Origin of the sequence: Amycolatopsis sp. NPDC005961, from assembly GCF_040629235.1 — a bacterium.
GTDB classification, from domain to species: domain Bacteria; phylum Actinomycetota; class Actinomycetes; order Mycobacteriales; family Pseudonocardiaceae; genus Amycolatopsis; species Amycolatopsis camponoti.
The window spans coordinates 55,963-69,327 of the sequence record NZ_JBEXVF010000008.1; the positions used below are offsets into that span (position 1 = coordinate 55,963).

13 protein-coding genes and 1 pseudogene are annotated in these 13,365 nt (G+C 69.5%); 7 read left to right on the forward strand and 7 right to left on the reverse strand.

Going from position 1 to position 13,365, the window contains the following annotated elements; genetic code table 11:
- Positions 1-7 precede the first annotated feature (7 nt).
- The 5 genes from sigM to ABZ342_RS09595 all read left to right on the forward strand — a co-directional run bounded on the left by sigM (position 8) and on the right by ABZ342_RS09595 (position 4,266).
- Complete coding sequence (gene sigM, locus ABZ342_RS09575; RefSeq protein WP_155548287.1) at positions 8-631, forward strand: RNA polymerase sigma factor SigM; 624 nt, start codon at positions 8-10, stop codon at positions 629-631.
- The gene (locus tag ABZ342_RS09580) at positions 628-1,419 is read left to right on the forward strand and encodes a hypothetical protein (protein ID WP_360470758.1); all 792 of its coding nucleotides are present in this window, start codon (positions 628-630) and stop codon (positions 1,417-1,419) included. The genes sigM and ABZ342_RS09580 overlap by 4 nt, the downstream gene beginning before the upstream one ends.
- Before the next feature lie 77 nt (positions 1,420-1,496).
- The gene (gene trxB / locus ABZ342_RS09585; RefSeq protein ID WP_360470761.1) at positions 1,497-2,489 is read left to right on the forward strand and encodes a thioredoxin-disulfide reductase; all 993 of its coding nucleotides are present in this window, start codon (positions 1,497-1,499) and stop codon (positions 2,487-2,489) included.
- Positions 2,490-2,523: 34 nt separating this feature from the next.
- Complete coding sequence (gene trxA / locus ABZ342_RS09590) at positions 2,524-2,847, forward strand: thioredoxin (RefSeq protein WP_020642536.1); 324 nt, start codon at positions 2,524-2,526, stop codon at positions 2,845-2,847.
- A 270-nt stretch (positions 2,848-3,117) separates the two neighbouring features.
- Positions 3,118-4,266 (forward strand): N-acetylmuramoyl-L-alanine amidase, encoded by a 1,149-nt coding sequence (locus tag ABZ342_RS09595; protein ID WP_155548290.1) that lies wholly within the window; start codon positions 3,118-3,120, stop codon positions 4,264-4,266.
- A gap of 233 nt (positions 4,267-4,499) precedes the next feature.
- On the opposite strand, the gene ABZ342_RS09600 is transcribed toward ABZ342_RS09595, so the two are convergent.
- Positions 4,500-5,144, reverse strand: coding sequence for a GNAT family N-acetyltransferase (locus ABZ342_RS09600; RefSeq protein WP_284743442.1), 645 nt, complete (start codon positions 5,142-5,144; stop codon positions 4,500-4,502).
- Positions 5,145-5,356: 212 nt separating this feature from the next.
- On the opposite strand from ABZ342_RS09600, the gene ABZ342_RS09605 reads away from it, so the two are divergent.
- Both ABZ342_RS09605 and ABZ342_RS09610 read left to right on the forward strand, forming a co-directional pair.
- Positions 5,357-6,676, forward strand: coding sequence for a PLP-dependent aminotransferase family protein (locus ABZ342_RS09605; protein ID WP_360470765.1), 1,320 nt, complete (start codon positions 5,357-5,359; stop codon positions 6,674-6,676).
- Positions 6,677-6,702: 26 nt separating this feature from the next.
- The gene (locus ABZ342_RS09610; RefSeq protein ID WP_155548293.1) at positions 6,703-7,647 is read left to right on the forward strand and encodes a D-alanine--D-alanine ligase; all 945 of its coding nucleotides are present in this window, start codon (positions 6,703-6,705) and stop codon (positions 7,645-7,647) included.
- A gap of 133 nt (positions 7,648-7,780) precedes the next feature.
- On the opposite strand, the gene ABZ342_RS09615 is transcribed toward ABZ342_RS09610, so the two are convergent.
- The 6 genes and pseudogenes from ABZ342_RS09615 to yidC form a co-directional block, all read right to left on the reverse strand.
- Positions 7,781-8,785: a ParB/RepB/Spo0J family partition protein gene (locus ABZ342_RS09615; protein ID WP_155548294.1), complete on the reverse strand. Its 1,005-nt coding sequence runs from the start codon at positions 8,783-8,785 to the stop codon at positions 7,781-7,783.
- Positions 8,782-9,747 carry a ParA family protein gene (locus ABZ342_RS09620; RefSeq protein WP_230863036.1) on the reverse strand — a complete coding sequence of 322 codons (966 nt, stop codon included), beginning with the start codon at positions 9,745-9,747 and terminating at the stop codon, positions 8,782-8,784. Before ABZ342_RS09620 ends, ABZ342_RS09615 begins: the two co-directional genes overlap by 4 nt.
- A 56-nt stretch (positions 9,748-9,803) precedes the next feature.
- Entirely contained in the window at positions 9,804-10,487 is a 684-nt protein-coding gene (rsmG, locus tag ABZ342_RS09625; protein WP_360470769.1) for a 16S rRNA (guanine(527)-N(7))-methyltransferase RsmG, read from the reverse strand.
- Between the two features lie 559 nt (positions 10,488-11,046).
- Positions 11,047-11,583 (reverse strand): annotated as a pseudogene (locus ABZ342_RS09630) (DUF6886 family protein).
- 62 nt (positions 11,584-11,645) lie between these two features.
- Positions 11,646-12,206 (reverse strand): R3H domain-containing nucleic acid-binding protein, encoded by a 561-nt coding sequence (locus ABZ342_RS09635; protein WP_360470771.1) that lies wholly within the window; start codon positions 12,204-12,206, stop codon positions 11,646-11,648.
- A 30-nt stretch (positions 12,207-12,236) separates the two neighbouring features.
- On the reverse strand, positions 12,237-13,361 hold the full coding sequence (gene yidC, locus ABZ342_RS09640) for a membrane protein insertase YidC (RefSeq protein ID WP_360470774.1): 1,125 nt from the start codon (positions 13,359-13,361) through the stop codon (positions 12,237-12,239).
- Positions 13,362-13,365: the final 4 nt, after the last annotated feature.

Below are 13,365 nucleotides of genomic sequence, written 5' to 3' on the forward strand. Positions count from 1 at the left end.
CTTGCGGGTGACAGCTGCAGCTCCCACGGATGCGGATCTGATAGCGGCTCACGCCGCGGGGGACCCTCATGCGTTCAGCGAACTCGTCCAGCGCCATCGCGACCGCATGTGGGCGGTCGCGCTGCGCACGGTCCGCGACCCGGAAGAGGCCGCCGACGCGTTGCAGGACGCGTTCATCTCGGCTTTCCGCGCCGCCGGCAAGTTCCGCGCGGAGTCGCAGGTCACGACCTGGCTGCACCGGATCGTGGTGAACGCCTGCCTCGACCGGATCCGCCGCCGCCAGGCGCGCCCGACCGTGCCGCTGCCGGAAACCGGCTTCAACGAGCCCGCCACCCCGCGCGACTCGATGGCCGAGCGCGAGACCAGCCTGCTGGTCCGCGAGGCGCTGGACCAGCTGCCCGAAGACCAGCGGGCCCCGATCCTGCTCGTCGACGTCGAGGGTTACTCAGTGGCCGAGACGGCGAAGATGCTGGGTATCGCCGAAGGCACGGTGAAGAGCCGGTGCGCCCGGGGCCGCGGAAAACTCGCGAAGGTTCTCGGACACCTGCGGAACCCCGATGCGATTGCGAACGTCCCAACTCACGAAAGCAAACGGGCCGGGCGTCAGCCGGGTAGCGGGGAGGGACGATGACGGACGAAAGCCGGGGGATCGGGGGGACCGTCGGTCCGCCCTGGTCTGTCGACGTGCTCGCCGATCTCCACGCCGGCGTCCTGGACGACACCGAGACCACGCGGCTGTGGCCGCTGGTCAACGCCGATCCCGAAGCCCGGGCGATCCTCGACGCCCTCGACGCGACGCAGGCCGACCTGGCCACGCTCGCCGACGCACCCGCCCCGCCGATGCCCGCCGAGTTCGCGGCCCGGCTCGACGCGGCGCTGGCCGCCGAAGCAGCGGCCGCCTTTCCTTCCCGCGGAGCCACGCAGGCACCGCGGGCGGCCGGGTCCGGGGACGCCCAGGTGGTGGACCTCGCGGCGGCCCGGCAGCGCCGGAACAAGCGGCTCGGCTGGGCCGCCGGCATCCTGACCGCGGCCGCGGCGGCGGTCGTCGCCGTGACGATCGCGATCCCCGGCACGTCGCAGCAGACCGGCACCCCGAACGTCGCGGCCCCGCCGCCGTCCGGTCCGTCCGTCGGCAGCGACGGCAGCGGCGCGCAGGCCCTGATCGGCAAGGCCGTCGGCGTCCGCGACTTCGGCCCGCTGCAGACCGAAGACAAGCTGGACGCGTGCATCGCGGCCGCCGGGCTGGACCCGAAGGTGCGGCCGGAGGGCATCCGCCCGGTGAACGTCGGCGGCAAGTCCGGCGTCATGATCATCCTGACCACCGGCAAGCTCGCCCAGTTCCGGCTCGTGGCCTTCGGCGCGGACTGCGGACCGGGTAATCCGGCCGTCCTGTTCGACAAGGTCGTCGGGGAGAAGTAGCGGCTGTCACCCCGGGAACACCGCCACCTACGATCGTGTTGAGCCTGGTACACGGGTCACTACGAGCGGAGGTCACGGTGGCTGCCGAAGACATCAGGAACCTGATCATCGTCGGATCGGGTCCTGCCGGATACACCGCAGCCGTTTACGCGGCGCGGGCGCAGCTCGAACCGCTGGTGTTCGAGGGGACGCAGTTCGGTGGCGCGCTGATGACGACGACCGAGGTCGAGAACTTCCCCGGGTTCCGCGACGGCATCATGGGTCCGGACCTGATGGAGGAGATGCGCAAGCAGGCCGAGCGCTTCGGCGCCGAGCTGCGCGCGGAGGACGTCGAGTCGCTGGAGCTGGCCGGGGACGTCAAGTACGTCACCGCGAACGGCAAGCGCTACGCCGCCCGCGCGGTCATCCTCGCGATGGGTGCCGCGGCGCGGTACCTGAACGTGCCGGGTGAGCAGGAGCTGCTCGGGCGCGGTGTGTCGGCGTGTGCGACCTGTGACGGCTTCTTCTTCCGCGACCACGACATCGTGGTGGCCGGCGGTGGCGACTCGGCGATGGAGGAGGCGACCTTCCTGACGAAGTTCGCGAAGTCCGTCACGGTCGTCCACCGGCGCGACGAGTTCCGCGCGTCCAAGATCATGCTCGAGCGCGCTCGCGCGAACGAGAAGATCAAGTGGAAGCTGAACACGCAGATCACCGGCGTGGTCGGCGACGGCAAGGTCGAGGGCCTGCAGCTGAAGGACACCAAGGACGGTTCGGAGTCGACGCTGGACGTGTCGGGCTTCTTCGTGGCGATCGGGCACGACCCCCGCAGCGAGCTGGTGCGCGGGCAGGTCGACCTGGACGAGGACGGTTACGTCGTCACCCAGGGCCGGACGTCGTACACGAGCCTCGACGGCGTCTTCGCGGCCGGCGACCTGGTGGACCGCACCTATCGGCAGGCGATCACCGCCTCGGGTTCCGGGTGCAGCGCCGCGATCGACGCGGAACGCTGGCTGGCGGAGCACGGCGACCCGGACGCGCACGAAGCGCCCGAGCTGGTCGGCGGCGGCTACGGCGCGAGCACCAACTGACTTTCCGGCTTTCGACCAACCTGAAGGAGAAACCATGTCCAACACCGTGAAGGTGACCGACGCGACGTTCGTCGACGAGGTCCTGACCAGCGAAAAGCCGGTTCTGGTCGACTTCTGGGCCACCTGGTGCGGGCCGTGCAAGATGGTCGCCCCGGTGCTCGAGGAGATCGCGGCCGAGAACGGCGAGAAGCTGACCATCGCCAAGATCGACATCGACGAGAACCCGAACACGCCGCGTGACTACCAGGTGATGTCCATCCCGACGCTGATCCTGTTCCAGGGCGGCAAGCCGGTGAAGCAGATCGTCGGCGCCAAGCCGAAGGCCGCGCTGCTGTCGGATCTCGCCGACGTCCTCTGAACCGAACAAGCCCGGCGGACCCGGGGCCTGCGGGAACCCTCTCGCGGCCCCGGGTCCGTCGTCGTTCGGGGGAATGCCGCCCGTGTGGGTGAATCGAGCGTGACGAGAGCCACCGAGGGTGCGCCACGATCGGGGTCTTGACGTACCTACCGGGCCTGCGCTGTCACCGAGAGTTGGCAAGGCACAATAGAGGACCTGGGCCCGTCCCAGCGAAGGTTTTCTTGCCACGCACCGAGCCTCTGTCGGTGCCTTAGGAAGAGCGAGGAGTGCATGCGGGTACTCCGCCGCGGTGACGCCGGTCCGGACGTCGCCGAGATCAGGTCCATCCTGGCCGGGATGGACCTGCTCCCGCCGGTCACCGGTACCGACGACTACGACACGTTCGACGTCTCCGTCGAGCACGCCGTCCGTGCCTTCCAGCAGCGCCGTGGGCTGATGACCGACGGCATCGTGGGTCCGGCGACCTTCCAGGCGCTCAAGGGCGCCAGCTACCACCTGGGCAGCCGCCCGCTGTCGTACATGATCGCGTCCCCGGTGCACGGCGACGACGTCTTCACCCTGCAGGAGCGGCTCACGGAGCTGGGCTTCGACGCCGGCCGCCCGGACGGCTACTTCGGCGCGGCGACCGAGCGCGCGCTCAAGACGTTCCAGCGCGACATGCGCCTGACGCCGGACGGCATGTGCGGCCCCGCGACCATCCGTGAGCTGCACCGCCTCTCCTCGCCGCGGGCCCGGGGCGGGCGCCCCGTGTTCCTGCGCGAGCAGGAGCAGGTGCGCCAGGCCGGTCCCCGGCTGCGCGGCAAGCGCATCGTGATCGACCCCGGCCACGGCGGCGACGACCTCGGCGCGGTCGCCGGCGGTCTCCGCGAGGCCGACATCGCGTGGGACCTCGCGCGCCGCCTGGAAGGCCGGATGAAGGCCACCGGCATGGAGGCGCTGATCTCCCGCGGCCCGAACCACAGCCCCACGGAGCTGGAGCGCGCGAAGTTCGCCAACGACGCGGGCGCGGACCTGTTCCTCTCGCTGCACAGCGACAAGAACCCCTCGCCGCGCGCGCAGGGTGTCGCGAGCTTCCACTTCGGCAATGGCAACGGCACCACGTCGACCGTGGGCGAGCTGCTGGCCGGCTTCATCCAGCGCGAGGTCGCGGCCCGCACGGGCCTGCAGGACAACCGCACGCACTACAAGTCGTGGGACATCTTCACCCGCACCCGCTGCCCGGCGGTCCGGGTCGAGATCGGCTACCTGACGAACCCGGACGACGCCCGCAAGCTCGGCGACCCGGCGTTCCGCGACATCGTCGCCGAGGGCATCCTGATCGCCGTCAAGCGCCTGTACCTGCTCGGCGAAGGCGACCAGCCGACGGGAACGTTCACGTTCGCCGACGTCCTGGCGCACGAGCTGGCCAAGGCCGAATAGGGCTGACCACAACCCCTAGCGGCTCCTCTTCACCTGTCCCACCACACCTGGGGACGCAGCCTCTGCGTCCCCAGGTTTTCGGGCAGTTCTCCACAGCTTGTCCACCGCTCCTATCAGCGCTCTGTGGATAACTCGGCACTTCTTCCACAGATGTGCACACACGGCGGAATCCGTCGTTCCGGACCACGGAGAGCGACGGCGCAAACGTTTGCGGTCTCGTTCGAGGGAGCGGCTCAGGCGCGGCCGAGACTCGGCTCGGCGGTGGTGATCGTCACCTGGCCGAGGAGCCGTTCCAGCGCCGCCTCGACGTCTTCCTTCCAGGTGATCGCCGAGCGCAGTTCCAGGCGCAGGCGCGGCCACTTCTGGTGGGGGCGGACGGTCTTGAAGCCGACGCTCTGCAGGAACGCCGCCGGCAGCACGCAGCTGTGCCCGCCGTCCGGGTCCGACTCTTCAGGACGCGCGTCGCCGAACGCCTCGATCGCGCGCACGCCGCGCTTCGTCAGGTCCTTCGCGACCGCCTGGACGAGCATCCGGCCGAGGCCGCCGCCGCGGAACTCCGGGAGCACCTGGAACGCGGTCAGCAGGACGGCGTCCGCGCTCGGCGGGGACGTCGGGAAGGCCAGCGACCGCGGGACGGCGTTCGGCGGGGCGTACAGCACGAACCCGACCGGCAGCGTGTCGCTGTAGACGATGCGGCCGCAGGAACCCCACTCGAGCAGGACGCTCGAGACCCAGGCTTCCTTCTCGACCTCGGTGGCGCCGAACTCCTCGGCCTGGTTCTTCAGGTGCGGGGCCAGCTCCCAGTACACGCACCTGCGGCAGCTCTTCGGCAGGTGCTCCAGGTTGTCCAGTGTGACGCCCACGACGCGACGTGACACCCGCGACCTCCCCTGACCTGCTGCTCCCGACCGGCTGCCCGGTCGTCAAGCCGCGCGGTAGAACAGCACGATCACGGGAGCCATGGTCGAGGATAGGCCGATGTGACGAGCACCGAAAGGCCAGGGGTACCGGATGGGTGCCCGGTTACACTCGACAGGATCTGCCGTGCCTTTACAAGCTGCCTGTCAACCGAGCCCCGGGTGAATCGTCGATGACCGAGAACCGCCCCAGCAAGCCGCACAGCGGCCGCCAGAACCTCGACCCGCACCTCGAGCGGTATGCCGCGCGCACCGCCGGGATGACCGCCTCGGAGATCCGGGCGCTGTTCGCGGTCGCCAGCCGGCCCGAGGTGGTCTCGCTGGCCGGCGGCATGCCGAACCTGGCCGCGCTCCCGCTCGACACGCTGTCGACGCAGGTGGCGGAGATCATCGCCGAAGACGGGCTCGTCGCCCTGCAGTACGGCTCGGCGCACGGCATCCCGGTGCTGCGCGAGCAGATCTGCGAAATCATGGCCCTGGAGGGCATCAAGGCGCACCCGGACGACGTCGTGGTGACCGTCGGCTCCCAGATGGGCCTGGACATGGTCACGCGGCTGTTCTGCGACCCGGGTGACGTCGTGATCGCCGAAGGCCCCTCGTACGTCGGTGCGCTCGGCTCGTTCGCCGCGTACCAGGCGCAGGTCGTGCACGTGGCGATGGACGAGAACGGCCTGGTGCCCGAGCTGCTGCGCGAGGCGCTCGCGCAGACGGAGAAGGCCGGCCGCCGGGTCAAGTTCCTCTACACGATCCCGAACTTCCACAACCCCGCCGGCGTCACGCTGGCCGTCGAACGCCGCGCGGAGATCCTGGAGATCTGCCGCGACCACGGCGTGCTGGTCGTCGAAGACAACCCGTACGGGTTGCTCGGCTTCGACGGCCAGACCTACCCGGCGCTGCGCTCGACCGACCCCGACAACGTCGTGTACCTCGGCTCGTTCTCGAAGACGTTCGCCTCCGGTCTGCGCGTCGGCTGGGTGCTCGCGCCGCACGCCGTGCGCGAAAAGCTCGTCCTGGCCGCGGAGTCCGCGACGCTGTGCCCGCCGACGTTCAACCAGATGATCGTGTCGCGCTACCTGGCCACGCACGACTGGAAGGGCCAGATCAAGAAGTTCCGCGAGAACTACCGCGAGCGCCGCGACGCGATCCTGTCGGCGCTGGACCAGTACCTGCCCCCGGGCTGCTCGTGGACCAAGCCGGACGGCGGGTTCTACGTCTGGGTGACGGTGCCGGAAGGTGTCGACACCAAGGCGATGCTGCCGCGCGCGGTGACCGCGAGGGTGGCGTACGCGTCCGGAACCGGCTTCTACGCCGACGGGTTCGGCAGCCGCCAGATGCGGCTGTCCTACTGCTACCCGACGCCGGAGCGGATCCGTGAGGGCGTCCGGCGGCTGGCCGCCGTGCTGGAGTCTGAAATGGACCTGGCCCGCACCTTCGGTAACGTGGGCTCGCGCCAGATCCAGGGGCCGCAGAACCCGTCCCCGGACACGGTCTAGTTCTTCTTATTTAAGGAGTTTCCACGGTGGTCGACCGTACCGTTGCCGTGCTCGCCGGCGGGCTTTCGCACGAACGCGACGTCTCGCTGAGGTCCGGGCGACGGCTCTCCGCGGCGCTGAAGTCCGAGGGCCTCGGCATCGAGGAGTGGGACACCGACGCGGGGCTGCTGGAGCGCCTGCGCACCCAGCGGCCGGACGCGGTGGTCGTCGCCCTGCACGGCGGTGAGGGCGAGAACGGCTCGGTGCAGACGGTGCTGGAGATGCTGGAGGTGCCGTTCGTCGGCACCGGCTCCCAGGGCTGCCGCCGCGCGTGGGACAAGCCGACGGCCAAGGCACTCATCGAGAACGCCGGCTTCGTGACGCCGGGCTGGGTGGTGCTGCCGCACAGCACGTTCCGCGAGCTGGGCGCCCAGGCGGTGCTCGACGCGATGGTCGAGCAGCTCGGCCTGCCGCTGATCCTCAAGCCCGACCAGGGCGGCTCGGCGCTCGGCACCCAGGTGGTCCGCGAGGCGGCGGAACTGCCGGCCGCGATGGTCGGCTGCTTCGCGTACGGCGACACGGTGCTCGCCGAGCGGTTCGTCGACGGCGTCGAGGTGGCCGTGACGGTCATCGAGGGCGAGGACGGTCCCGAGGCTCTCCCGGCGGTCGAGATCGTCCCGGAGAGCGGCGTGTACGACTACACAGCCCGCTACACCGCCGGCCTGACCGACTTCTTCACCCCGGCCCGGCTCGACGACGCCGCGGCCAAGGCGGTGGCCGAGCTCGCGGTCGCCGCGCACCGCGTGCTCGGGCTGCGGGACATCTCGCGCACCGACGCGGTCGTCACGGCGGACGGCACGGTGCACTTCCTCGAAGTGAACCCGTCGCCGGGACTCACCGAGACGTCGACGGTCCCGATGGCGATCGAAGCGGCGGGCAAGTCACTCGGCACGGTGTTCGGCGAACTGATCGGTCGCGCGATTTCTCGCTGACTCGTCTCACGCGAAAGGCCGCCTCGGAACCTCCGTGGCGGCCTTTTTCGTGTCGCGACTGATCATCACTGGATGTGAACGTCGCGACCGCGTGGAGCAATCATCACCGTGACGAAACACCCTGGGGTGATCCCTAATCGGTTTTCGGTGTCTGATTCGCCCCATTCGCGTCGATGATCGAGACGATGCGTTCGAGGTCGTCGACCGAGCCGAACTCGAGCGTGATCCGGCCCTTGCGGCGGCCGAGGTCGACCTTCACCCGGGTGTCGAACCGGTCCGAGAGGCGGTTCGCGAGCTCCTGCAACCCCGGCGCCTGGATCGGCTTGCGCGCCACGGGCTTCGGCTTGGCCGGCTTCTCGCTCTTCTTGAGCGTGACGGCTTCCTCCGTTGCCCGGACCGACATGCCCTCCGCGATGATGCGCGCGGCGAGCTCTTCCTGACTGTCGGCGTCCTCCAGCGACAGCAAAGCGCGGGCGTGGCCGGCGGACAGGACGCCCGCGGCCACCCGGCGCTGCACCGGCAGGGGGAGCTTGAGGAGCCGGATCGTGTTGGTGATGACCGGCCGGCTGCGGCCGATGCGGCTCGCCAGCTCCTCGTGCGTGACGGCGAACTCGTCGAGCAGCTGCTGGTACGCCGCCGCCTCTTCGAGCGGGTTCAGTTGGACGCGGTGGATGTTCTCCAGGAGCGCGTCGCGCAGCATCGACTCGTCGGCGGTCTGCCGGACGATCGCCGGGATCGCTTCGAGCTCCGCCTGCTGCGACGCGCGCAGCCGCCGCTCGCCCATGACGAGCTCGTACTCGTTTTCCCCTAGCTCGCGGACGACGATGGGCTGCATGAGCCCGAACTCGCGGATCGAGTGCTCGAGTTCGGAGAGCGCGTCCTCGTCGAAGACCTGCCGCGGCTGCTTCGGGTTCGGCTTGATGGAGCTGACCGGGATCTCGCGGTAGACCGCACCGGCGACCTCGCCGCCGTGGGTCTTCGCCTGACCGTTCGCCGCGAACCAGCCCTTGTCCTCGGCCGCCTTCTTCTCGGCCGCCGAGGCCGTCTCACCGGGCGCGGGCAGGGGCCCACCACCGGCGGGCCCCGTCGGGATGAGGGCGGCGAGGCCGCGGCCCAATCCTCCTCTGCGTTCGGTCATGTGGAACTACCCTTCTCCAACTGTGCGCCGTGCTCGTCCATCTGTGCACCGCGCGCGGCGATCTCCTTCGCCGCGTCGACGTAGCTCAACGCACCGCGCGAACCAGGATCGTAAGCGAGGACGGTCTGGCCGTACCCGGGCGCCTCGGAGACCTTCACGCTGCGGGGGATGACCGTCTTGAGGACCGTGTCGCCGAAGTGGTTCCGCACCTCGTTCGTCACCTGGTCGGCCAGCTTGGTCCGGCCGTCGTACATGGTGAGGAGGATCGTCGAGACGCGGAGCTCACGGTTGAGGTGCTGCTGCACGAGCTCGATGTTGCTCAGCAGCTGCCCGAGTCCTTCCAGCGCGTAGTACTCGCACTGGATCGGGATGAGCACCTCCTGCGCGGCGACCATCGCGTTGACCGTCAGCAGGCCGAGCGACGGCGGGCAGTCGATGAAGACGTAGTCGACGCCGATCTCGTCGAGGATCTCCGAGGAGATGGCCTCCTTGAGCCGGGACTCGCGGGACGCCATCGAGACGAGCTCGATCTCGGCGCCGGCGAGGTCGATCGTCGCGGGGACGCAGAACAGGTTGGGGGACTGCTCGGTCGGCTGGGCGGCGTCCGCGAGCGTCACCTCGCCGATGAGCACCTCGTAGATGGACGGCGTCCCGGACCGGTGGTCGACGTCGAGCGCGGTGCTCGCGTTGCCCTGCGGGTCGAGGTCGACGACGAGCGTCTTGAGCCCGTGGACGGCGAGTGCGGCGGCGAGGTTGACCGTGCTCGTGGTCTTGCCGACGCCGCCCTTCTGGTTGGCGACGGTCATCACCCGGCGACGGCCGGGGCGGGGAAGCGTCCTCTCGGGGTTCAGCAGGCGAGCGGCGCGGGCGGCTTCTTCGGCGATCGGGGTCCAGCCCACGTCGGGCGTGGTCTCCGTGGAGTCGGACGGCGGGGGATTCACCGGTCTCGACACCTCCTCCATATAGACGTCTGGTCGGTGGTCGAGTCGCGTCGTTTCACGTGGAACACCGCGGCCCGTTAACGCTTCCTGCTCCGCGCCTTCGGCTTGCTTGCCGTCGGGAGGCGACGGATCTTCACGACCGTGCTGGGGACCTCTAGTACTGCGGCACCGCACTCGACAATCAGTGGGTCGGCCCCGCCGGCCTTGCGGATGGCGGCGCCGTCCCGCTCGATCTCCTCCGCCGCACTGGCGCCCTTGAGGGCGACAAGGAAGCCATCGGACCGGACGAGCGGCAGACACCAGTCCGCGAGCCGGGCGAGCGGGGCGACCGCGCGAGCGGTGACGATGTCAGCGCCACCGAGCTGCTCACGCACAGGCCGCTCCTCCGCGCGTCCACGGACGACGGTGATCGGGAGTTCCAGCTTCTCGGCCACCTCGGCCAGCCAGTCCACCCGGCGGGCCATCGGTTCGAGCAAGACAATATCGAGGTCCGGCCGCGCGATCGCGAGCGGCACTCCCGGAAGCCCCGCACCCGACCCGACATCGACGACGCGGGCGCCTTCCGGCATCTGCTCACCAATGACGGCCGAGTTGAGAACGTGTCGCTCCCACAGCCGCTCGACCTCCCGCGGCCCGATCAGCCCACGCTCGACCCCATGCAGTTCCAGGAGCTCGACGTACCCGGCGGCTTGGTCCACGCGTTCACCGAACACCCGCTCCGCCGCGGCCCGCACCGCCACGGCGGCCTGATCCAAGCTCACTCCGTCTACTCCTCGTCCGCGCGTTTCACGTGAAACCGCGCTCCTGTGATTGTCCCCGATGTCGGACCGAAAACGAGCCGACAGTCCGCAGATGTGGAGAACTCCACTCGCCCGGCCGCCCGCGGGGGACGGTTCCACGTGAAACACCACGCTTGTAGTTCGCTCGAGCTGGACCTCGACACCTGCCCAGCCGGGCGGAGCGGGATTCGCTCAGCCGACTCCGACCGGAGACGGTGATCGCGGACAAGCCGGATTCGCTTCGCCGGCCCGGAGCGAGATGACCAGCTCGCCCGCCGCGTCGCCAGAGATGCCCGCCGCGGGCGGGCACCGGCCTCCGATGCTGATGTCGACGGACAGCGCAACGTGGTCGAACGCTGCTTCAGCCGTCGGGTGCCGATGGGTGATGCGGAGCGGAGACAAGCGGTCCATCGCCGCATCGGGCTCGCCTGTCAACACGCGGCGCTCGAAGTCGAGGCGTGTTGTAGCTGAGCCGAACCCGCCGCCTGTCCGGACGGGCGGCGCACCCATCAGCAACCGCGACCGAGTTCCACGTGAAACATCACCGCTGTAATTCGCTCGGCCGCGGCCGAGCGTTCCGCAACCGGATCCCGCTGAAGCCGAGCGAGCTCGCCGACACCACATCGACGAACCCCCACAAGTTCGGCATCACGCGAAGCTCGATTCCCGCCGCCTCGTGGAGCGCCAGCAGATCGCCGACCGGCTCCGGCGGACCCAGTGGCGAGACCGGAGACGTCGCCACCATCGCATGCGCATGCGAGCCGAACGACCGGAACGACGAAGCCGCGAACCGGTACGCGAACAATCGCACCGACTGCATCGCCGGGAGTCAGCCGTACTCGATCGCGTGGACCCGGGGACCGCCGAGCGACGCCCGATCCGGAGTGGTTGTCGACGGCGTCACCCAAGCCAGCGCGCGGGGGCACTGCCGCGGGAACCAGTAGTCCGGTGCCCTCGCGTGGTCGACCGCCCAGACGTACGCCTCCGGTTGCCGGGCCGTCGCGGCGACGTGGGGGACGAAGCGCGTGATCGTCGGGTCCTCCGAGAAGTGGAGAACCTCATCCGGTGCCGGACGCATGCACACAAAGAAGCGGCCCCACCTGACCGAGTCAAGTGGGGCCGCTTCTCCGAACCGAGTACTCAGGACTCCGGGAAGATCACCACGCGGCGCTTCGGGTCCTCGCCCTCGCTCTCGCTCGTGACTCCGGCGACCGTCGCCACCGCGTCGTGCACGACCTTGCGCTCGAACGGGCTCATCGGCTGCAGCCGCACCCGCTCGCCGCTCTGCAGGACCGACTCCGCCGTAGAGCGGCCGAGCTCGCGCAGCTCCTCGCGACGGTCCGCGCGCCAGCCCGCGATGTCCAGCATCAGCCGGCTTCGCGATCCCGTCTCCTGCTGGACCGCCAGCCGGGTCAGCTCCTGCAGCGCCTCGAGCACCGTGCCGCGGGGACCGACGAGCTTCTCGAGGTCCTCGCCGCCGTCGATGCTCACGATCGCGCGGCCCGCCTCGACGTCCAAGTCGATGTCGCCGTCGTAGTCGAGCAGGTCGAGCAGGCGCTCGAGGTAGTCGCCGGCGATGTCACCCTCCTGCACGAGGACGTCGTCGCCACCTCCCGCCTTCTGCTCGCCGGCCTCGTCGGAGGCGGGCTCCGGGGTCACGTCGTCCTGATCGGCGTCGATCGTGTCGATCGTCTCCGACATCATTCGTCTCCTCTCCGAACCGGTCGCGCCTTAGCGGCGCTTCCGGCCCGACTTCCTGGTCGAGTCTTTGAGAAGGCCCGGCACCCCCGTGCCGTTGTCCTTCGAGCCGTTCGAGCCGTTCTGGCCGTTCGTGTCGGCCGGTGCCGGAGCAGCTGCCTCCGCGGCCTCCGCGGGCGAGGTCTGGGCGAAGCCGTGAGCCGAGCCCGCCTTCGTGACCTTCTTCTGCGAGCCGCCCTGGGCGGGCTGGTTCTTCTTCTGCTGGACCGGCTTCTGGCCGACCTTCGGCGCGGTCGGCTTCTGCCCCGGCTTCGGGCCGAGCGACGCGCGCTTCTCCGCGGCCTCCGCCTTGCGGGCGGCCTCTTCCTTGTCGATCTTCGTGTAGACGAGACGCTGCTGCATCAGGGTCCAGCCGTTGTTCGCCAGCCAGTAGAAGAGGAGGCCGAGCGGGAACAGCGCACCGAAGACGAGCACACCGAGCGGGAAGACGTACATCGTCAGCTTGTTCATGATCGCGGTCTGCGGGGTGGCCGACGCGGCGTTCTGGCGGGCCACCGAGTGCCGCGCGGTGAGGTGCGTGGCGATCGACGCGATGATCATCAGGGGCAGCGCGACCGGGAGGACGCCCCACTGGAAGCCGACGTTCGCGGCACCACCGCTGACGACGCCGACACCGTTGTAGACGGCCTCGCCGAGGTTGACGCCGAAGAGCTTCGCGCTGACGTACGAGTGGACGTCGGCCTGGGAGAAGAAGTAGTTCTCGGTCTTCGGGCCGCCACCGGGAGGCGGCATCGTGAAGGCGCGAAGAACGTGGTTCAGGCCGATGAACACCGGGATCTGCAGCAGCATCGGCAAGCAGCTGCCGAGCGGGTTCACGCCGTGCTCGCGCTGGAGCTTCTGCATCTCCTGCGCCTGGCGCTGCCGGTCGTTGGCGTACTTCTTCTGGACCTTCTTCATCTCCGGCGCGAAGTCCTGCATCTTCTTCATCGACCGGACCTGGTTCACGAACGGCTTGAACATGATGCCGCGGACCGTGAACGTCAGGAAGATGATGCCGAGGATCCAGGAGATCGCCGTGGCTTCCCCGAAGACGAACCCGAAGACCTTGTGCCAACACCAGAGGATGAAGGACACGGGGTAGTAGATGAAATCGAGCACTGCT

Bases quoted from the DNA above. Each gene is read 5' to 3' on its own strand.
- ABZ342_RS09615 (WP_155548294.1), bottom strand. From the start codon at position 8,785: ATGACCGAACGCAGAGGAGGATTGGGCCGCGGCCTCGCCGCCCTCATC.
- ABZ342_RS09605 (WP_360470765.1), top strand. From the start codon at position 5,357: ATGACCGAGAACCGCCCCAGCAAGCCGCACAGCGGCCGCCAGAACCTC.
- trxA (WP_020642536.1), top strand. From the start codon at position 2,524: ATGTCCAACACCGTGAAGGTGACCGACGCGACGTTCGTCGACGAGGTC.
- ABZ342_RS09595 (WP_155548290.1), top strand. From the start codon at position 3,118: ATGCGGGTACTCCGCCGCGGTGACGCCGGTCCGGACGTCGCCGAGATC.
- ABZ342_RS09580 (WP_360470758.1), top strand. From the start codon at position 628: ATGACGGACGAAAGCCGGGGGATCGGGGGGACCGTCGGTCCGCCCTGG.
- ABZ342_RS09635 (WP_360470771.1), bottom strand. From the start codon at position 12,206: ATGTCGGAGACGATCGACACGATCGACGCCGATCAGGACGACGTGACC.
- ABZ342_RS09620 (WP_230863036.1), bottom strand. From the start codon at position 9,747: ATGGAGGAGGTGTCGAGACCGGTGAATCCCCCGCCGTCCGACTCCACG.